Here is a 19,776-nt window from a genome sequence, read left to right as displayed (position 1 = left end):
TTCACTTTTCGGAATAAATATTTTATCAGAAAAACGATGATCTTTGTTTCTTAGTATAAATCAAAATCCACGAAAATCGAAGAAACGATTCTCGTGGATTTCTTTTTGATTCGAAAGGCTAAAAACTATCACATTTCATCGTTATTCGTAAGTGATAGATGAACTATTTTTTCTTTGATGATTATTTGTTTCCTTGTACACGTACCAAAATCATTTTAGTGATTTCCATCAACACAACCGTTACAAGCGCGATTCCGATACAAGTGAAGACTTCAGTCAACCCAAATGCCGCTGGGATCGAGAAGACTTCTTTTAGTCCTGGGATCATTGCAATACAGTAAAGCGCACTACATACAGCAACTGCTAATAGAACACTGCGGTTTGAGAAGAAACCAGCTTGAATCGCTGTTTGGGTATTTGAACGGGCTGGGAATGTTTGCAATGTACGACACCAGATCAACGTTGTGAAGGACATCGCTACGCCAAATTCAGGTGAATGTTGCATCCCTAACCATTGAGCAAAAATAACTGCAATACCGATCAATACGCCACGATACGTCACAGAGATCAATGTTTTGTCCGTAAAGATACCTGAATTTGGATCTCTTGGTGGACGTTTCATTGTCGCTGGCTCTGCTTTTTCAGTTCCTAACGCGATTGCTGGTAATGAGTCGTTGACTAAGTTGATGAACAATAATTGTAAGGCTGTAAATGGATTTGACCAATCTGCAACTAAGGCAAAGATGATCGCGATGATCGCACCTAGGTTTCCTGAAAACAAGTAAGAGATGGCCTTTTTGATATTATCAAAGACATTACGTCCTACTTCCACTGCACTGACGATCGATGCGAAATTATCATCTGTCAGAACCATTGCTGCAGCATCTTTGGCTACGTCAGTACCTGTACCCATTGCAATACCAATATCTGCTTGTTTCAAGGCAGGAGCATCATTTACTCCGTCACCAGTCATCGCAGAGATATGACCTTTTGTTTGCCAAGCACGCACGATACGGATTTTATTTTCCGGAGATACACGCGCATAAACCGTTACTTTTTCCAATACTTCATTCAATTGATCTTCTGATAGCTCATCTAATTCTGTACCAGTCAAGGCTTGATCACCTTCAGCAAAAATACCGATTTCTTTTGCAATAGCAACTGCAGTTGTTTTATGGTCACCAGTGATCATGATCGTTTTGATCCCAGCACTTTTTGCTTCTTTGACCGCTTGAGTTACTTCATCTCTTGGCGGATCGATCATTGCCATGATCCCAACTAAGATCAAATCATCTTCATCATCAAATGACAATTCTAGGCTATTAATTGGACGATAAGCAAAGGCTAATACACGCAATGCGCGTTTTGAGAATGCTTCGTTTTGTTCTTGGAATTTTTTTCTTAACTCATCTGTCATTGGCACGACTTCACCATTTACTAATGCTTTTGTACTGCGGCCAAACACGATATCTGGTCCACCTTTGACAAATAAGAATTGTTGATTGTCGATTTCATGTGCTGTTGACATCAATTTTCGATCCGAGTCAAATGGTAATTCTGCTTGTCTTGGATACGTTTGGCGGATCTCGCGATAAGGTTGGTTCATTTTTTCACTGAAGTCAACAAAAGCGACTTCTGTTGGATCACCTAGTTTTGAACCATCTTCACTGATCGACGCATCATTTGCCAAGACACTGATCTCAATTAAACGACGTTCGTCTACAGACCAGTTTTTTGGATCATTTGAAAAATCACCAGTTGCCCCATTCGCTAAATAATAATCAACAACCGTCATTTTGTTTTGTGTCAATGTACCAGTTTTATCCGTACAAATGATACTCGTTGAGCCTAATGTTTCTACAGCTGGTAGTTTACGGATGATAGCATGTCGTTTGGCCATTTTATTGGTTCCCAGTGACAAGACGATCGTTACAATCGACTGCAATGCTTCAGGGATCGCTGCTACGGCAACCGCGACTGCAAACATGATGGCACTAACGATATCTGCTGTCATATCTCCTGTTCCGCCACCCATATAGATACGGAATAACTGGATACCTAAAATCACCAATGATAAGCCTAAAATGGCTAAACTTAACTTCTTACTGAATTTATCTAATCCACGTTGTAATGGTGTCACTTGTTCCGTTGTTGATTCTAATAAACCAGCAACTTCACCGATTTCTGTATTGTTTCCTGTAGCAGTTACTAAGAATTTCCCACGACCGTAAGTAATGATTGTACCACTAAAGACCATGTTCAAGCGATCACCGATCGGCACAGTCTGAGTGATTTCTACTACTTCTTTTTCTGCTGATGTCGACTCACCTGTCAACATTCCTTCGTCAACTTTTAATGAACCAGCTTCTAACAAACGTCCATCTGCCGGTACATAATCACCTGCATCAAGTAAAACGATATCCCCAACCACTAATTCATTCGCCGGAATCGTCATTTCTTTTCCGTCACGAATCACTTTTGCATCTGGTGCAGAAAGGTTTTTCAATGCTTCAAGTGAACCTTCTGCTTTTTTCGTTTGGATCACACTAATCACTGAGTTCAACATCAACACGGCAAAGATAACGAAAAATTCGATATAGTCACCCATCACCATTTGAATCAATGCAACAACTAATAACACAATTACCATAGCGTCTTTAAAAGTTTCGAGAAACAGTTTCCAAGTTGGCTTCTTCGGTGCTTCCTTCAGTTGGTTCAAGCCGTCTCTTTCTAATTTTTCTTTTGCTTGCGTACTACTCAACCCATCTGGTGAGCTTTGCGTTTGTTGCATCAACGTGTCGATCGATTCTTTGTAGACCGTTGATTGTGCGTGTTCCTTGTTTTCCAAATTTCATCCCCCATTTTAGTTATTGTTTCCGCTATCGCCTGAAAAAAAAGAGACCTAAGACAAATACGGATTTGTCTTAGGTCTCACCATTTCATACAATACCAGAAAACCATTTGGTTAACTTACTGTTGATATTATCACAACAAATGTTGTCGGTTACTCCCCTAAGGAGATATTCAACTGTACATTTATCCTACATGATTTGTTTTTAAATTGCAACAACTTTCGCTTATCCACTTGATATTTTCAAAATATTTCCACCTTTGTTTTCTTGTGAATATGCTTCTCCCCTTTCTCATGCTATACTAGTGTTATTATATAAAGGAGGATTCACTCGTGGTAGGAAGCATTATTACTTTTTTATATGTATTGAACGCACTTATTGCTCTTGTAACTATCTTGATCAAACCTCGTGACGTCGCAGCAATCTGGGCATGGTTACTTGTTTTATTTGCTTTACCTGGTTTTGGTTTTATTCTCTACCTTTTCTTTGGCCGTGGTTTGACCGACAAGAAAAAATTCTATCTGCGTCAGAGTGATTTAACAGAACTGGAAAATTTCCAGGATTTCAAGGGGGATACCTTGGAACATTATGATCCCATCATCCAAAATGAAGATCATCAGCATTTCGTTGATTTCTTTTCATCCTTGAATCAAATGCCACTCACACGAAAAAATGCCGTCACTTTACTGACAGACGGTCAAGAAAAATTAACAGCCGTCCTGAAAGATATCGAAGCAGCTGAGCATTCGATCCATATCGAATATTATGCCTTCGTTACTGACAACATCGGCCAACAAATCTTGAAAGTATTGGAAAAAAAAGCAGCGGAAGGTGTCGAAGTCCGTTTACTCTATGATGCCTTTGGCTCCCATGGCACAAAAACAAAAGATTTTAAAAAGTTAGTCGAAAATGGTGGTCATGTCCACACGTTCATCACTTCCCAGCGGGCACTTCTACGCTTTCGTCTGAATTATCATGATCATCGAAAAATCATTGTTGTTGATGGCAAGATTGGATACACAGGTGGTTTCAACATCGCCGATCAATATGTCAACCACACCAAAAAATTTGGCTATTGGCGAGATACGCATATTCGTATTTATGGGGCCGCTGCCTCTTTATTACAGCTTCGCTTTTTGATGGATTGGAATGTCTCTGTTCCAGATCAAAAAAAAGTCGGCTATCATTTAGATTATTTCTTTAAAGCAGAGAAAGAAAATCAGGATCAACTATACCAAACATCGATCCAACTTGTATCTAGCGGACCGAACAATGAACGGGAACAGATAAAGTTATCCTTTATCAAGCTGATCAGTTCAGCAAAAAAACGTGTATGGATCCAAACACCTTATTTAGTACCTGATGAGAGTGTGATTGCTGCGTTAAAAATCGCTGCCGCTTCTGGCGTAGAGGTGAAAATCATGATCCCTAACAAACCAGATCATCCTTTCATCTACCGAGCAACTCAGTACTACGCTCGCCAATTGATCAAAGAAAATGTACAGATCTTAGTTTATGAAAATGGCTTTTTACATGCGAAAACATTGATCATGGACGACGAAATCTGCATAGTCGGATCAGCTAACCAAGATATTCGTAGCTATCGTTTGAATTTTGAAAGTAGTGCAATCATTTATGATCCAGCTTTCTTGCAACAACTAGCCGACCAATTTGTACTTGATGAACAAGCAAGCAATCCGATAACTACTGAAACAGTCAAAGAAATGTCAAATTGGTTGTTGTTCAAACAACAAATCTCCAGACTATTCTCACCGATTTTGTAACCCAAAATTGTTAGAAGAACAATAAATGATAAGCTGGCTTACTCAAACTATTTTGAGCAAGCCAGCTTATTTTTTTAGTCCATAATATGAATCGTTCAAACAGGTATGGCGTTCTTAGTCGATCGTACTTGCCGCCCAATGATTGATTGGGCCATATTTATGTCCAATAAAAAGTTCTTCTTTGATTGCTTGATTGACATATTGTTTCGCAATACGGATGGCTGCTTCCACCGTTTCTCCTTTTGCTAATTCAGCAGCAATACACGCAGATAAAGAATCACCTGTTCCATTGATGCGATCTGTTGCATAAAATGGTGCTTCTAACCAAAATGTTTTTCCTGAAGCTAAACGAACATAATCCCTCACTGTTTGTTGATTGGAATCACTAGTATGATGTCCTTTGATCAAAACATTTTTGGGTCCCAGCTCTTGGAGGATCTTAGCCGCTTTTTCATAATCTTCTTCTGTTCTCAATTTGAGACCAGTCAGTTTTTCTGCTTCATAAAAATTAGGAGTCACTACTTCTGCCAATGGCAGTAATGCTGTTTTTAATGTAGTCAATGCTTCTTCTTCCAATAATTGATTGCCATGTTTCGTCATGATGACTGGATCAACTACCAAGGGACCGAAATCATACCTTTGAATATTTTTGACCACGGTATTGATCAATGTTGCATCTGCTAGCATCCCAGTCTTTGCTGCTTTGACTTGGTAATCATCTGCAAGCAGTTCAAATTCTTTATCGATAAAATCCGTAGGTAACGGAACACTTGCACCGATTCCATAAGAATTTCCAGCGACACAAGCAGTCAAAACAGATACCCCATAGACCTTTCTTGTAAAAAACGTATGCAAGTCTGCTTGCATCCCTGCACTTCCATCGCTATCTGATCCAGCGATCGTCATTACTTGGACATATTGTTGTTCCATTTCATCCATCTCCTATTTGAAATACGTTTGTCTTGTTTATCCTACCGCATTTTCTGCTGAAACACAAAAAAGGATGCGCAATGAATCATGCAGCATCCTCAAAAACGGATAAATTATATGTTAAAAGTAAATAGTTCGAACAACATCTTCTATTTTACTACTAATACATTGCATTTCGCGTGATTTACCACATAAGAAGTCGTTGAACCAACCAATGCACGTTCAACGGCGTTTAACCCAGTCGCTCCCATGACGATCAAGTCAATTGGCTCTTCTGACTCGTTGAAGTTTGCGATCAATGTTTTAGGATAACCGTATAACACATATGTTTTAATATCCGTCAAACCTTTTTCGATCGCTAGATTTTGATGTTCCTTCATTTGTTTATCTGCCACTTCATCTAACTCTTCTTGTAAACTTGTTGTGACAAAAGCAAAGTCACCAAAATAATTCCCTGACACCTCATTTACATACAAGATGTGTAATTTTGCTTGATTTCGTTTTGCTGTTGCGATTGCTTCAATAAATGCTTTTTCTGATTTTTCTGAACCGTCGATTGCTACTAAAATATTTTTATACGTGTCTACCATTGAAACCGCCTCCTTCTTTTCTTTTAGTGTAGCACGATTAGAAACGAAGAACAATTCTTATGGATATGGTTCAAAAGCCCATGGCTCCAACAGAAAAAATAAGGCAGAAAATCTAATTTTTAGATTCACCGCCTTATTTCAAAATAATTTATCCCATTCATTTAGTTATAAAATACTTGTTTTTTAAGCCATTAATTAAGCGTCAAAACCATTATTTGTTGCTACTTCTTTAAACCAGTGTCCTGATTTTTTGATCGTCCGTTTCCCATCTTGATCTAGATCGACTGCGATAAAGCCATAACGGTTTTTATACGCATTTGTCCATGACCAGTTATCCATACATGTCCACATATGATACCCTAAACAATTTGTTCCTTCTTGAATGGCTTGATGCACATATTTCAAATGATCTGTCACAAACTCGATACGATAATCATCTTCGATCATGCCTTGTTCATTTACGTAGCGCTCTTCCCCTTCGACACCCATGCCATTTTCAGAGATAAAGCATTTGATATTGCCATAATTTTCTCTCGTATTCGTCAAGATATCATAGATACCTTTCTCATAAATTTCCCAACCACGATAAGGATTCATTTTTTTATTCGGCATATCGTAGTTATCGAAATAATCATCTGGTAACGGCGCACGATCTTTGTCGATCGGTGTTTCTTTCGCTTTGATCCGTCGTGGTTGATAGTAATTGATTCCTAATAGATCCACTTTATTTTCTTGGATGATCGTCAAATCGCCTTCTTCCATAACAGGCATGATATCCAATTCTTTGACGATATCGATCAACTCTTGTGGAAATTCACCTTTTACTGCTGGATCAAGGAATGAGCGATTGAAAAAAGCGTCCGCAATCGCCGCAGCTTTCACATCGGCCGCATTATTTTCGTCACGTGGATAACTTGGAGTCAAATTCAGGATAATACCGATCTCCCCATCTTGTCCTGTTTCATGGTAGATCTGAATCGCCTTCGCACTTGCCAAGTTTTCGTGGAAACCCACTTGAACTGCTTCTTTGAAGTCCACATGATTTGGATAGTGGAACTGATAAAGATAGCCACCTTCTACAGGAACGATCGGCTCATTGTGCGTAAACCATTTCTTCACAAGATCTCCGAATAGCTCAAAACATGTTTTGGCATACTCAGCATAAGCATCAACAGTCTCTCTTGCTAACCAGCCACCTTTTTCTTGTAAAGGCATCGGCATATCAAAATGGAAGAGATTGACGAAGGGTTCAATACCATTTTCAATCAATTCTTCAAAATACGTACGATAGAAAGTGACTGCTTGCTCATTTACTTTCCCTGTACCATTAGGAATCAAACGACTCCACTGGATCGATGTTCGGAACGTATTATGACCAGTAGCTTTCATCAATGCGACATCCTCTTTATACTTCGTGTAGACTTGAGAAGTCTTGCTTGGTCCTACTTGATTGAAAAACTTCTCAGGCTCCAAGTCGTACCAATGATCCCAAATATTTTCTCCTTTTCCATCTCCTGCTACACGTCCTTCTGTTTGTGGTCCACTAGCAGCTGAACCCCACCAAAATTTTTCTGGAAATACATAGTTTGTCATGTTTAGTCCCTCACTTATTTTTCTTTTGATAACGTAATCATACCAAACCTTAAAAATAAATCAATACTTTTTAAATAAATGACTAGACATTTAACTAAAATGAAGTTATACTCATTTTGTAATCGATTGCAAATTTAAATAGAGGTGAATAGAATGAACGGTTTTATGGATAAACTTGCTCAGAAAATCATGCCTTTAGCGAACCTACTAGGGCAAAATCGTTACTTGACAGTGTTACGGGATGCATTTATGTTGTCGTTTCCTTTAACAATGTTCGGATCGATTGTTGTCGTTTTCAATAACTTACCTTTCTTTAGTGATGCGACTAAAGGAACGTTGTCTAGCTTATTTGGAAATGGACAAAATGCAACAATGAGTATCATGTCTGTCTTTGTTACTTTTGGTATTGGCTATTATTTATCTAAATCATATGATGTAGAAGGTATTTTTGGAGGGGCTGTCTCATTCGCCAGCTTCTTGATCTTAACACCTTTCGTCATGACAACTGTTGGTGGCGAAGAAGTATCAGGTGTGTTGACTCTTGATCGCTTAGGTGCAAAAGGAATGTTCATCGGTATGATCGCAGCTTTCATCGCAGGTGAAATCTATTGCCGAATCACTAAACGTGGTTGGCAAATCAAAATGCCTGCAAGCGTACCACCAGCTGTGACGAAATCATTTGCTGCGTTGATCCCAGCAGTGGTTACTTTAACTGTCTTCTTGATCATCAATGCAGTGATGACCGGTGTCTTCCACGCAAACTTGCATGATGTGGTTTACGAAGTTATCCAAAAACCATTGACTGGTTTAGGAAGTAGTTTACCTGCAACTTTAATTGCTTTGTTCTTTGTACAATTCTTATGGTTCTTTGGTCTTCATGGTCAAATCATTGTCAACTCTGTGATGGACCCGATTTGGAACACACTAATGCTTGATAACTTAGAGGCATATCAAAATGGTCAAGAATTGCCACACATCATCACAAAACCATTTATGGAAACATTCACTGTCGGAATCGGTGGCTCAGGTATGACTTTAGCAGTCGTACTATTGATGGCCTTTGTTTTGAAGAAAAAACAATATCGTGATGTCGGTCGTTTAGCTCTTGCACCAGGAATCTTCAACGTGAATGAACCAGCAATTTTTGGTTTACCGATCGTATTGAACGCTACTATTTTGATTCCTTGGGTTGTCGCACCATTAGTTGTAACAACGTTCAACTACCTTGTAATGGCAGCAGGTATCGTACCAGCGCCAACTGGTGTCTCCGTTCCATGGACAGTGCCAATCATCGCGAGTGGTGTCTTAGCCACAAACTCATGGTTAGGTGGCTTACTCCAAGTGATCGATTTTGTGATCGTTGCAGTTATCTGGTATCCATTCTTGATGATCTTAGATAAACAACCTGATTTGGATGTTGTTTGATCCTATACTAAAGGAATGTAGTATTTGAAGTTGAAATAAACATATTCACGAACAATAATCAAAGAAGCATCCACGAAAATTTGCTCGTTGCATTTTCATGGGTGCTTCTTTAAGTTTTGAAACATACATAAATTGGTATTTTATTGATCGCAATGAGCAACTGTCCTCTATAAAACATCAGTCAGCTATTTCCTGTACCAAAATTAAAAAGTAAATTCTCTGATAAAGCTATCCGCGCTTCTCATGCTTTTATTGGTTGTCGGCGCTATGATCTTTCGTTATACTCAAAGTGAGGTGAAAAACGTGCCAAAATATGAAGAAATCGCAAATGTCCTAAGAGATCGAATTCGTTCAAAAAAATATCCACCAAATAGTTTTTTACCAAATCAGGTGGATCTAGTCGAAGAATTCAACGCTAGTCGAATGACGATCAAAAAAGCCATCAACATCTTAGCCATGGAAGGACTCGTTTATTCCCAAAGAGGGTCTGGAACTAAGATTTTAAGCCATCCTTATTTAAACAAAGATACTTCTCCAGCTAATGAATACGAAGGATTAAGTTTACAAATGAAACGCCGACAACGCTCGCTGACAAGTCAGATCATTCAATTCGATGTTGAGTTTCCTAATGCTTTTATTCAAGAACGCTTGATGATCGATGCGGAACAGCCTGTGTATAATATTCATCGCCTACGTATCTTAGATGATGAACCGTATATTCTAGAACATACTTTTATGCCAGTTCAACTTGTTCCAGGATTAAAGAAAGAGCATCTCCTATCATCGATCTATGATTATTTGCACAAAGAACTCAATGTCCATTTTGCCGGAGCCTATCGCGCGATCTCAGCAGATAAAAGCTCTGCATTTGATCAACAATATTTGAGTTGTGCAGAGACCGATCCAGTTCTTGAAGTCCAGCAAGTAGTCTATCTAAAAGATGGTCAACCCATCGAGTATTCCTCAAGCCGCAATCGCTTTGATGTCCGCAATTATTCACTGTTGGATGTCCGTGGAAATCAATAAGCATTCTGACTTTTCCTATCGTCATTTCATCTAAGCAACGTCTACGATCTTACTATCGTGAGCGTTGCTTTTTTATATCGTCTTAGCTGACTACACCTCTTCCTCTCATTAAATCGAGTGAACAATATTCCAGAAGCAACCTCTCTTTCAACTAGTAAGACATATTTATTGCAAAATTTTTGGTGACGCCCTATACTAACTTTAATAACATTCACTTACTTTTTGTAAGTTAAAAGAAAAGAGGATAAATTATGGATACAACAATCAGAGGCGTCCACCATGTGACAGCAATGACATCTAGCGCAACAAAAATCTATCGCTTCTTTACAGACATTTTAGGCATGCGTTTGATCAAAAAGACAGTGAATCAAGATGATATTGAAACTTACCACTTATATTTCACCGACGAACATGGCTCTGCCGGTACAGATATGACCTTTTTTGATTTTCCCAACCAGCCAAAAGGAACGAAAGGAACGGATACGATCGCACGTACGTCTTTTCGTGTCCCTTCCGATACAGCATTAGAGTATTGGTTGGCTCGCTTTGAAAAATACCAAATCACTCATTCTGAGATCAAAGAACGTTTTGGTAAGAAATATCTTGAATTTGAAGATTTCGATGAACAAGCGTATCAATTGATTTCGGATGAAAAAAATAGCGGCGTTCCTGCGGGTGTTCCTTGGAAAAACAGTAGTATACCGACAGACGTGGCAATCACTGGACTTGGTCCGGTCATCGTACGTGTGAGTGATCTTGAGCCGATCCGAACAGTATTGCTGGCCTTACTCGGTTTTAAAGAAACCGAACAAGTGGATGATTTTTATTTGTTTGAAGTTAGTGCTGGTGGAAACGGCGCTAGTATCATCGTCGAACATCGTGCCGATCTACCCAAGGCCATCGAAGGGTACGGCAATGTCCATCACCTCGCTTTACGTGTCGCTGATCATGAAGCACTACAGTTTTGGATCAATAAAATTAGTCAAACGTCCCTACCTAGCTCTGGATTTGTTGATCGCTTTTACTTTGAATCTGAGTATTTCTTAGCTTCTACTCATGTCTTATTTGAATTAGCCACCGATGGCCCTGGATTCTTTGGAGATGAACCCGCTGAAACAGCTGGAGAGATCCTTGCTTTGCCACCATTATTAGAAGCAAAAAGAAAAGAAATCGAAGCGTATGTTCGACCTTTTGACACGCGTGATGCAAACCAAAAACGGGTAGATTAACGACGACAGGAGTGAGTCATTTGAAGTATCTTTATAGACAAGGAAAAGCAACACAAAAAAAATTGATTCTACTTCATGGAACTGGCGGCGACGAACACTCACTTTTGGAAATTGCAGAGTTTCTTGCACCTGAAAGTACGCTTTTATCCTTTAGGGGGAATATCAACGAGCAAGGCTTGAATCGTTTTTTCAAAAGAAACGGCTTGAACCAATTCGACTATGACAGTTTAGCTGAAGAATCTACAAAACTATATAATAAAATCAAGGAAATCAGTCACTTACAGGATATCCCATTAACTGATTGGATCGTTGTTGGTTTTTCAAACGGGGCAAATATTGCCGCTCATATCATGTTGGCTCAACAGACAGAACTAAAAAAAGGGCTCTTCTTTCACCCGATGTCCTTAGATGACTATCAGGAAAAATCAGAACTCCCTGACACTTCTGTCTGGTTATCCTTTGGCGAAGGAGATCCAATCGTTTCTAATACTTCATTTAGTTATTTAGTTCGCGAATTTGATTCACGAGGCGCCAAAGTAACAACACAAATCACAGATCAAGGACATCAATTGACAATGGATGAGTTGACCCATGCCAAGCAATGGCTTGATACTTTAGACTAATGCATAGCGTGTTTTTTGAAACGAAATCCATCATCCAACATCGAAAAAGAACTTGGGAAAACAAATCGTTTTCTCAAGTTCTTTTTTACATTTTAACTCCACTTGTTGGACGAGGTAGCTTGCAGTTCGGATAAATCAATTATAAAAAGAAACACAGAGTGAACAGCCCGCCAAACTAACACTTATTATTCTCATGATAACACTGATTTATTCAAACACTTTCAATTCTTTTTCTTGTTCATCGAATACTTCTATTACCTTTTTGGCAAATCCTCCTTTTAAAGAATTTTCTAACTGATCACGACTACTAGAAAATGAATTTTCCGCTTCCTTTACCGCATCCTTATGGGTTTTATCCGTCGTTTTCTTTTCTGCCGCTAAATTTCCCTGCATGGCAATTCCCACAGTTTGGACATTCCATCGCTCTAAAGTTTTTCTTAATTCATTTAACAAATCTTCTAATTCATCCATGACTTCCCGTTGCCAAAAATCTATAATTAGTTCCTCAAGATAAAGTTATCTAACATCTAATTTATAGAGATTATATATTTTGACAAACTAGTTTCCTCCTTATCTACCTCTTATTTTTGAGAGACTTTACGCTATAACCAACGAAAGCGCTCCTCAATCATTCTTAAATTCCTCTTTTGATTGATACATTTTTATAGACTAATCTATATGAGACAATTGCCAAATATAGAAAATTCGAATTTCAAAACTCCACTTTCATTGAGTAAAGCAGAATGAACTTTTAGTATAATTTCTCCTCAACCACAAGCTACGCATTATTGATCCATTTAAAATGACATGTGGGTATGTTTTTATGTAATTATTGCTCTTTTATCACTGATTTAACTTTCGATAAGCCGCTTGATACTCTCGTTCTAAATCATCAAATCGTTGATGTAACTGACGTCGTTCTGAATTTAATGCTGTCTTATATTGCTCTTCTGCAATTTGATATTGTTTCCTTGCTCTCATCAATGGTTCGTTATCACGGGCTAAACCATTTAGACTTCGCCTTAACAGTTGTTCAGATTGTTCAACTACTTCTTCTCCTTTTCGGTTGAAATATCGCAACAAGTCTTCCTCTTCTTCTAGTTTGATTCGTTTTCTCTGATAGTCTGCTTGCAACTCTTCAATCGTCATTTTCTTCCCTCATCCCTTTAGTTGATTGGCTAATTCTTGATCTCGTGCGACTAAATCATCGATTTTATTTTTGATTTCTTTCGCCAATTCGTCATAGCGTTCGCCTTTTCGTCTGGCTTTTTGGATTCTTTGTTGACACTTTTCCTTTGGCGTCATTACGTGTGTTTCCCATGTCACGCCAACAGATGCCAATGTTTCTTTTACTTCCCAAGCAGTCAAAGAAGGTGCAGCATGTTCCGCTCTTCGTAGCTCTTCTGCCCAATTCATTTCGATTCGTTCAATACTACTCTGATTGATTCGAATGACTTTTTCCATTGCACTTTTAGTCTTTCGTCCCATTGTTTCTACAACTACCTTTGTTTGACTATGATTCAAATAAATTCGCTCATTCGCTGATAAATGTCCTCCACTCGCAGTAAACTTCTCACGCCATTTTTTCAACGTTCCCAAATGACTTGAGAAATCACTCATTGCTTTATGTTTTTCCTGTTGTATACTTGCTTTCGTATTATAGTCGTTCTCTGGAATGATCAGATTTCCGTATTTATCAAACCTCCAAATATCTAAACCATGATAATCAAACGGATTCATTAACCCCATTTCCATGCTTATTTTTATTTCTGCGCCTGTTCCATCTCCCATGAGATTGCCAAGCAATTCATCCCCACGATTACGATAATTCGTCAACATCCCCGGATTTTCCTTTATCCATTTTTTGGATTCTGGAGATAATAGTTCGTAAGGATCTGGTCCATTGAACCCAACATTTTTCCATTGGTTTTCAGCTGCGACATACAAGGCTAGATACTGTCCTAATGAATGTCCAGTTGTAGAAATTTCGGCATCTTTATACTCATTCTTTACCTCTTTCGCAAACTCAGTAGCTGACGTCAATTGCCCTGAAACACGTGCTTGACTAGGTGTCATAGAAAAACCCGGACTAACTGTTTTATCAAAAAAACCACCAATCGTTCGTATATCTGTTTCTATATCCTTAAAATCTGATGTATTTGTTCCTGCATAAGAAATCACTACTTGGGAAGTATCAACGTTCCCTTTTTCATCCAGCGGAGCAACTGCCATAGCTTGCATGCCATCTGTTTTAGAGTTTTCTTTAAGTTTTAGTATTTTGAATTTTTTCCCGCAAATAAATTTTATAGAACCTTCTCTAAAACTTGTATTATGCTTTAAGTGCTTAGGGTCTAACCAATATACTCTATCGCTAAGCCACTGATACTGCTCATCTGTAAATGTCATATTTCATCCTCCTGACCATTACTATAAGTTACTTTTATTTTTCTTGTGGTTATTCCTTCTTTTTGTATATCTATATCTTCTATTCCATAAGCGCCTAATTTATTTGTTTGTGATATAAAGCCATAATCAAAATAGACTGACTCTCCTTTAGTATTTGTCATTGTGACCATTGCTCCATAAAATCCAGTCATATCATTTCTATCAAATTGTTCAATTTTCACTTCTGCAATATCCGCAAATGTATTTTTTAATACTCGTACCGATTGTTTCTCTACTGCTAACAATTCTTGTGCTTTTCTTTCTTCTCTCTTATCCATGTATAATTTCCCTCCAATTACGATTATTACCAAACTGAGCATGAATGTTATACCTATTAACAGTTTTTTATTCATTCGTTTTTTCATAATCCCTCTCGCTTCTTATCGATATCGTTAATACACCAATCTGCCTATTTCACTAGGTTCAAACATCTTCCTCCTCCCCATTAGAATAAGTTACTTTTACTTTGGTATTAGTTACCCCTTCAATTTGTATATGGCTATCTATAATTCCATAATCACCAATTTCTTGACTATGTTTTCCAAATCCATACGAAAAATAAACTGATTGGTCTTTAATATTCTTCATAGTAAGAAACATTCTATATGAACCTGTCATATTGTTATAAGCTGTATCCTCAATTTTCATTTCTAAAATATCCGCAAATATATTCTTCAAAGCTTGGACCGATTCTTTTTCTGCGATTAACAATTCTTGTACTTTTCTTTCTTCTCTATTATCGATGTATACTTTCCCGCCGACTCCAATCATTACCAAACTAATTATTACTGTGATGCCTATTAACATTTGTCTTTTCATTCGTTTATTCATTTTCTATATCCTTAATATCTTATATATTTGTTCTTGCATAACAAATCACTACTCGGAAAGTATCAACGTTCCCTTTTTTCATCCAACGGAGCGACTACCATAGCTTGCATGTCATCTGTTTTCGAGTTTTCTTTGAGTTTTAGCATTTTGAATTCAACCCCACCGAAATTTTGAATAATCCATTCCTTTAAATCAATATTATATCTAGGATGTTTAGGATCTAGCCAGTATACCTGCTCACTTAACCATTGGAATGAATCACTTTTACTTTATTTTTCGTAATTCCTTTTACTTGTATTGTTCTATCTATAACTCCATAGCTATCAATTTCACGACTATGGTTTCCAAAACTATAGGAAAAACAAACAGACTGGCCTTTAGTATTTGTTAGAGTAACGCGCATGCCATAAGCCTCCGTCATGGAAACTTTGTCATATCCTGCATCTTCCATTTTCACCTCTAAAATATCCGCAAATATATTCTTCAAAGCTTGGACCGATTCTTTTTCTGCGATTAACAATTCTTGTGCTTTTCTTTCTTCTCTCTTATCGATGTATACTTTCCCGCCGACTCCAATCATTACCAAACTAATTATTACTGTGATGCCTATTAACATTTGCCTTTTCATTTGTTTATTCATTTTCTATATCCTTAATATCCTATATATTTGTTCCAGCACAAGAAATCACTACTTGGGAAGTATCAACATTCCCTTTTTCATCCAGTGGAGCGACTGCCATAGCTTGGTTGCCATCTGTTTTAGAGTTTTCTTTGATTTTTAGTATTTTGAATTTTTCCCCGTAAATAAATTTTATAGAAGCTTCTCTAAAATTTTTATTATGTTTAGGGTCTGTCCAACAAATATACTCACTTAAATATCTATAATTTTCATCAGTTAAAATCATATTTCCTCACCTTTACCGTTTGAATAGACTACTTTTATTTTTTCAGTAGTTCTCCCACTTTTTTGAACTTTTTCGTTTTCTAAACCATATCCCCCAATCTTCATGGAATTTTTTGAAAAAGGATAATCAAAACTAACTGATTCTCCATTCGTGTTTGTCATTATAATAAAACCACCATATGTACCTGTTTTTTCGTTCCTAACAAAATGTTCAATTTCCACTTCTGCAATATCCGCAAATGTATTTTTTAATACTTGGACCGATTGCTTCTCGACTGCTAACAATTCTTGCGCTTTTCTTTCTTCCCTGTTATCCATGTATACTTTCACGCCGATTCCGATTATTACCAAACAGATCATTACTGTTATACTTATTAAAATTTGCTTACTCATTCATTTTTTTCATTTTCTATATCCTTAAAATCTGATGTATTTGTTCCTGCATAAGAAATCACTACTTGGGAAGTATCAACGTTCCCTTTTTCATCCAGCGGAGCAACTGCCATAGCTTGCATGCCATCTGTTTTAGAGTTTTCTTTAAGTTTTAGTATTTTGAATGTAGTCCCGCTAAATTTCCGTATTTCTCCTTCTTTTAAAGTAGGATCATAGTAAAGATGGTTAGGGTCTATTCTATACACTACTTCATTTAATTTGTTATAATTTTTATCTGTAATTTTCATACATAGTCCACCTTACCGTTTGAATGAATTATTTTGACTTTATTTTTTGTAATTCCTTCAATCTGTACACTGCTATTTTCTATTCCGTAATCCCCCATTTTTCGGCTATGCTTTCCAAATCCATACGAAAAATAAACAGATTGGTCTTTGATATTCTTCATAGTAACAAGCATTCTATATGAACCAGTCATATTGTTATAAGCTGTATCCTCAATTTTCACTTCTACAATATCCGCAAATGTATTTTTCAAAGCTTGGACCGATTCTTTTTCTGCGATTAATAATTCTTGTGCTTTTCTTTCTTCTCTCTTATCCATATATACTTTCCCTCCAATTACGATTATTACCAAACTGATTATTACTGTGATACCTATTAACAGTTGTTTATTCATTCGTTTTTTCATTTTCTATATCCTTAATATCTGATGTATTTGTTCCTGCATAAGAAATCACTATTTGAGAAGTATCAATGTTCCCTTTTTCATCCAGCGGAGCAACTGCCATAGCTTGCATGCCATCTGTTTTAGAGTTTTCTTTGAGTTTTAGTATTTTGAATTCGGTACCATTAAAGTCGCGTATAGCTCCTTCTTTTAAGCTAGAATCATATTTCTTTTTATTGTTAGGATCTGTCCAATAAACGACATCACTATAAGTTTGATAATCTTGGTCTGTAATTGTCAAATCTCTTCTTCCTCCTCACTAGTATAAATCACCCTTATTTTATTTTTAGTAATACCTTTTATTTGTATTGCTCTATCCTCGACACCAAGTTCCCCTAACTTATTAGATTCTTTCCAAAATCCATACGAAAAATAAACTGATTGTCCTTTTAGATTTTTCATTGTTACAAATAATCTATACGAACCAGTCATGTCATTTTTAGCAGAACCTTCAAATTTTATCTCTGCAATATCCGCAAATGTATTTTTTAATACTCGTACCGATTGTTTCTCTACTGCTAACAATTCTTGCACTTTTCTTTCTTCCCTGTTATCCATGTATACTTTCCCGCCGATTCCAATCATTACCAAACTGATCAGCACTGCCATACCTATTACAAGTTGTTTGTTTGTTCGGTTTCTCATCTATCCCTCTTTTCCTTTCAAAAATAAAGTTTCGCTTCTCTATTTAATAGATACGTCAAAGACAATCAAAAAACGAAAAACTGAGAAACATCCTCTAAACAATTTATCAGCTACTTCTCCATCAAAATAAATCGTTATTTAATAGTTGCTCATTTTTGGAAAATCCAAAATCAATGCGGTTGATTCATCTTTATATTTAAGGATTAAATTTCACTACTATCTCTTAGATCAATTTATTACGCAACTCATCCTATCATTTTTACATTGTTATTTATTACATTCCTAATAAAAGATCTTTTTAGTATCATAATCGTATGCATAAATACTTCCCTCCTATTTGTTCTTTACAAATTTTTTTAGATATGATAAATTCGTGACAGCAATTAGGACACATTCTCCGAAAAACCCTTTTGGGCATATAAATTGTTAAACACATGATTTATATCAAAAGGGAGAGAATACAAATGTCAAAAATTATTTATGATGAAAAGAATTGGAAAACGAACATAGCATACTTACTAACATCGCAAGCCATCTCAATGATCGGAACGATGTTGGTACAGTATGCTATTATTTGGCATGTCACATTATCAACCCAATCAGGAACGATGGTTGGTTTGATGAACGCTATTGGCATCTTACCAATGGTGCTGGTCATGCCTTTTGCAGGAGCACTTGCTGATCATTACGACCGAAAAAAAATCGCTATTTTATCTGATAGCTGCGTTGCACTTGCTTCTTTGTTCATGGCGATTTTATTGATGATAAACAAAGAAATGGAGCATAATCTTTTCTTATTATTGGGACTGATATTCATTCGCTCTGTAGGTCAAGGATTTCAAACGCCTGCTGTCTCTTCGCTCATTCCACAAATTGCCAAAGAAAAGCACTTAGTACGGATCAACGGCATTGATCAAACGATCCAAGCTGTGATGATGCTTGCAAGTCCTGCATTAGCAGCAACATTACTGACAGTTTTACCTTTAGAGATGATATTGATGATCGACTTTGTGACAGCGGTTATCGGTGTGACTATGCTGTTTTTTCGAGTAACAGTTTCTCCAATGAAATCTCAAGAAACAAATAAAATAAACATGTTATCCGAAATAAACTCAGGTATCAAATACCTCCGTACTCATAAAATCCTGCTCGCACTGATCCTTGTTGGTTTTATGGGCAGTATATTTTCTACACCTGCTGCAAATTTAGCGCCTTTACAAATCACTCGTAATTTTCATGACGGACTATGGCAGCTATCAGCCATTGAGATTGGTTTTGCTGCTGGGATGTTAGTTGGAGGATCTGTGATGAGTACTTGGGGAGGTTTCAAAAATAAAATCAAAACGATTGCTTTAGGCTATTCATTATTGATCCTTCCTTTTTTTATATTAGGTATCACATCAAGTTTTTGGTTGTATTTCGTCATGATGGTAGCAATTGGTTTTATTGTGCCCATCTCACGAACTGCTATGGTTTCATTCTTTCAAGCAAAAACGGATAACGCACATATGGGGCGTGTTATGAGCTTAGTAACGATGGCGATCAGTAGTGCTTCTCCAGCTACGATGTTGATCCTAGGTCCATTAGCAGATATGCTTTCAATCGATTGGATCATGATAGCAAGTGGGCTTATGCTGATACCACTTGTCCTATGGCTATTGGTCGGAAAAAGCTTTCGATTTTAGGATCTATTGACCTTTTTTCGAAATCTTCCAGCCACCGATAAATGAATACTATTTGAAATGATTAGCCCCCAAGAGTTAGATTTTTTGGTCTAAC

The 19,776-nt window shown here is 37.2% G+C and carries 21 protein-coding genes and 1 pseudogene; 6 read left to right on the top strand and 16 right to left on the bottom strand.

The features are described 5' to 3' along the window. Nucleotides 1-181: 181 nt before the first annotated feature. Nucleotides 182-2,848 (bottom strand): cation-translocating P-type ATPase, encoded by a 2,667-nt coding sequence (locus tag IGJ99_RS05385; protein WP_010735810.1) that lies wholly within the window; start codon nt 2,846-2,848, stop codon nt 182-184. 336 nt (nt 2,849-3,184) lie between these two features. Between IGJ99_RS05385 and cls the strand changes: the two genes are divergently transcribed. After that, complete coding sequence (gene cls, locus IGJ99_RS05380) at nt 3,185-4,636, top strand: cardiolipin synthase (RefSeq protein ID WP_224434639.1); 1,452 nt, start codon at nt 3,185-3,187, stop codon at nt 4,634-4,636. Between the two features lie 114 nt (nt 4,637-4,750). Here cls and thiD read toward each other — a convergent pair whose 3' ends face one another. From thiD to IGJ99_RS05365, 3 genes are all read right to left on the bottom strand, one after another. Beyond that, nucleotides 4,751-5,566 carry a bifunctional hydroxymethylpyrimidine kinase/phosphomethylpyrimidine kinase gene (gene thiD, locus IGJ99_RS05375; protein ID WP_062805421.1) on the bottom strand — a complete coding sequence of 272 codons (816 nt, stop codon included), beginning with the start codon at nt 5,564-5,566 and terminating at the stop codon, nt 4,751-4,753. 149 nt (nt 5,567-5,715) lie between these two features. Further along, nucleotides 5,716-6,156: a universal stress protein gene (locus IGJ99_RS05370; RefSeq protein WP_010735813.1), complete on the bottom strand. Its 441-nt coding sequence runs from the start codon at nt 6,154-6,156 to the stop codon at nt 5,716-5,718. A 195-nt stretch (nt 6,157-6,351) separates the two neighbouring features. Continuing rightward, nucleotides 6,352-7,749: a glycoside hydrolase family 1 protein gene (locus IGJ99_RS05365; RefSeq protein WP_224434638.1), complete on the bottom strand. Its 1,398-nt coding sequence runs from the start codon at nt 7,747-7,749 to the stop codon at nt 6,352-6,354. A gap of 153 nt (nt 7,750-7,902) precedes the next feature. Between IGJ99_RS05365 and celB the strand changes: the two genes are divergently transcribed. The 4 genes from celB to IGJ99_RS05345 all read left to right on the top strand — a co-directional run bounded on the left by celB (nt 7,903) and on the right by IGJ99_RS05345 (nt 12,052). Next, entirely contained in the window at nt 7,903-9,174 is a 1,272-nt protein-coding gene (gene celB, locus IGJ99_RS05360; protein ID WP_010735815.1) for a PTS cellobiose transporter subunit IIC, read from the top strand. A gap of 303 nt (nt 9,175-9,477) precedes the next feature. After that, complete coding sequence (locus IGJ99_RS05355) at nt 9,478-10,200, top strand: GntR family transcriptional regulator (RefSeq protein ID WP_224434636.1); 723 nt, start codon at nt 9,478-9,480, stop codon at nt 10,198-10,200. A 251-nt stretch (nt 10,201-10,451) separates the two neighbouring features. Further along, nucleotides 10,452-11,429, top strand: a complete 978-nt coding sequence (locus IGJ99_RS05350) for a ring-cleaving dioxygenase (protein ID WP_023519446.1) — start codon at nt 10,452-10,454, stop codon at nt 11,427-11,429. 20 nt (nt 11,430-11,449) lie between these two features. Beyond that, nucleotides 11,450-12,052, top strand: coding sequence for an alpha/beta hydrolase (locus IGJ99_RS05345; protein ID WP_153830369.1), 603 nt, complete (start codon nt 11,450-11,452; stop codon nt 12,050-12,052). A 207-nt stretch (nt 12,053-12,259) separates the two neighbouring features. Here IGJ99_RS05345 and IGJ99_RS05340 read toward each other — a convergent pair whose 3' ends face one another. From IGJ99_RS05340 to IGJ99_RS05285, 12 genes and pseudogenes are all read right to left on the bottom strand, one after another. Next, nucleotides 12,260-12,523, bottom strand: a complete 264-nt coding sequence (locus IGJ99_RS05340; RefSeq protein ID WP_010735819.1) for a hypothetical protein — start codon at nt 12,521-12,523, stop codon at nt 12,260-12,262. 372 nt (nt 12,524-12,895) lie between these two features. Beyond that, nucleotides 12,896-13,201, bottom strand: coding sequence for a hypothetical protein (locus IGJ99_RS05335; RefSeq protein WP_023519445.1), 306 nt, complete (start codon nt 13,199-13,201; stop codon nt 12,896-12,898). A 9-nt stretch (nt 13,202-13,210) separates the two neighbouring features. After that, nucleotides 13,211-14,458, bottom strand: a complete 1,248-nt coding sequence (locus IGJ99_RS05330; protein ID WP_438770662.1) for a lipase — start codon at nt 14,456-14,458, stop codon at nt 13,211-13,213. Further along, nucleotides 14,455-14,850, bottom strand: coding sequence for a hypothetical protein (locus tag IGJ99_RS05325; protein ID WP_375152662.1), 396 nt, complete (start codon nt 14,848-14,850; stop codon nt 14,455-14,457). The genes IGJ99_RS05330 and IGJ99_RS05325 overlap by 4 nt, the downstream gene beginning before the upstream one ends. Before the next feature lie 70 nt (nt 14,851-14,920). Next, on the bottom strand, nt 14,921-15,328 hold the full coding sequence (locus IGJ99_RS05320; protein WP_410779309.1) for a hypothetical protein: 408 nt from the start codon (nt 15,326-15,328) through the stop codon (nt 14,921-14,923). A 241-nt stretch (nt 15,329-15,569) separates the two neighbouring features. Further along, complete coding sequence (locus IGJ99_RS05315) at nt 15,570-15,968, bottom strand: hypothetical protein (RefSeq protein ID WP_244062939.1); 399 nt, start codon at nt 15,966-15,968, stop codon at nt 15,570-15,572. A 19-nt stretch (nt 15,969-15,987) separates the two neighbouring features. Further along, nucleotides 15,988-16,233 carry a hypothetical protein gene (locus IGJ99_RS05310; RefSeq protein ID WP_244062940.1) on the bottom strand — a complete coding sequence of 82 codons (246 nt, stop codon included), beginning with the start codon at nt 16,231-16,233 and terminating at the stop codon, nt 15,988-15,990. Further along, on the bottom strand, nt 16,230-16,625 hold the full coding sequence (locus tag IGJ99_RS05305) for a hypothetical protein (RefSeq protein ID WP_438770661.1): 396 nt from the start codon (nt 16,623-16,625) through the stop codon (nt 16,230-16,232). Before IGJ99_RS05305 ends, IGJ99_RS05310 begins: the two co-directional genes overlap by 4 nt. A gap of 8 nt (nt 16,626-16,633) precedes the next feature. Beyond that, nucleotides 16,634-16,912 (bottom strand): annotated as a pseudogene (locus IGJ99_RS05300) (lipase); the annotation flags it as partial. Beyond that, nucleotides 16,909-17,316: a hypothetical protein gene (locus tag IGJ99_RS05295; protein ID WP_041684184.1), complete on the bottom strand. Its 408-nt coding sequence runs from the start codon at nt 17,314-17,316 to the stop codon at nt 16,909-16,911. The gene IGJ99_RS05295 and the pseudogene IGJ99_RS05300, both read right to left, overlap by 4 nt. Then, on the bottom strand, nt 17,297-17,593 hold the full coding sequence (locus IGJ99_RS05290) for a hypothetical protein (RefSeq protein ID WP_438770660.1): 297 nt from the start codon (nt 17,591-17,593) through the stop codon (nt 17,297-17,299). The genes IGJ99_RS05295 and IGJ99_RS05290 overlap by 20 nt, the downstream gene beginning before the upstream one ends. Continuing rightward, a complete protein-coding gene (locus IGJ99_RS05285; protein WP_438747826.1) occupies nt 17,590-17,997 on the bottom strand; it encodes a hypothetical protein in 408 nt (135 codons plus the stop codon). Before IGJ99_RS05285 ends, IGJ99_RS05290 begins: the two co-directional genes overlap by 4 nt. Nucleotides 17,998-18,461: 464 nt before the next feature. Between IGJ99_RS05285 and IGJ99_RS05280 the strand changes: the two genes are divergently transcribed. Next, on the top strand, nt 18,462-19,682 hold the full coding sequence (locus IGJ99_RS05280; protein WP_349520185.1) for an MFS transporter: 1,221 nt from the start codon (nt 18,462-18,464) through the stop codon (nt 19,680-19,682). Nucleotides 19,683-19,776 lie beyond the last annotated feature (94 nt).

Origin of the sequence: Enterococcus sp. AZ095b (assembly GCF_051714725.1) — a bacterium.
Lineage (GTDB): Bacteria > Bacillota > Bacilli > Lactobacillales > Enterococcaceae > Enterococcus_B > Enterococcus_B pernyi.
Note: the sequence above shows the minus strand (reverse complement) of the source record. Positions and strands in the feature narration are given on the sequence as shown.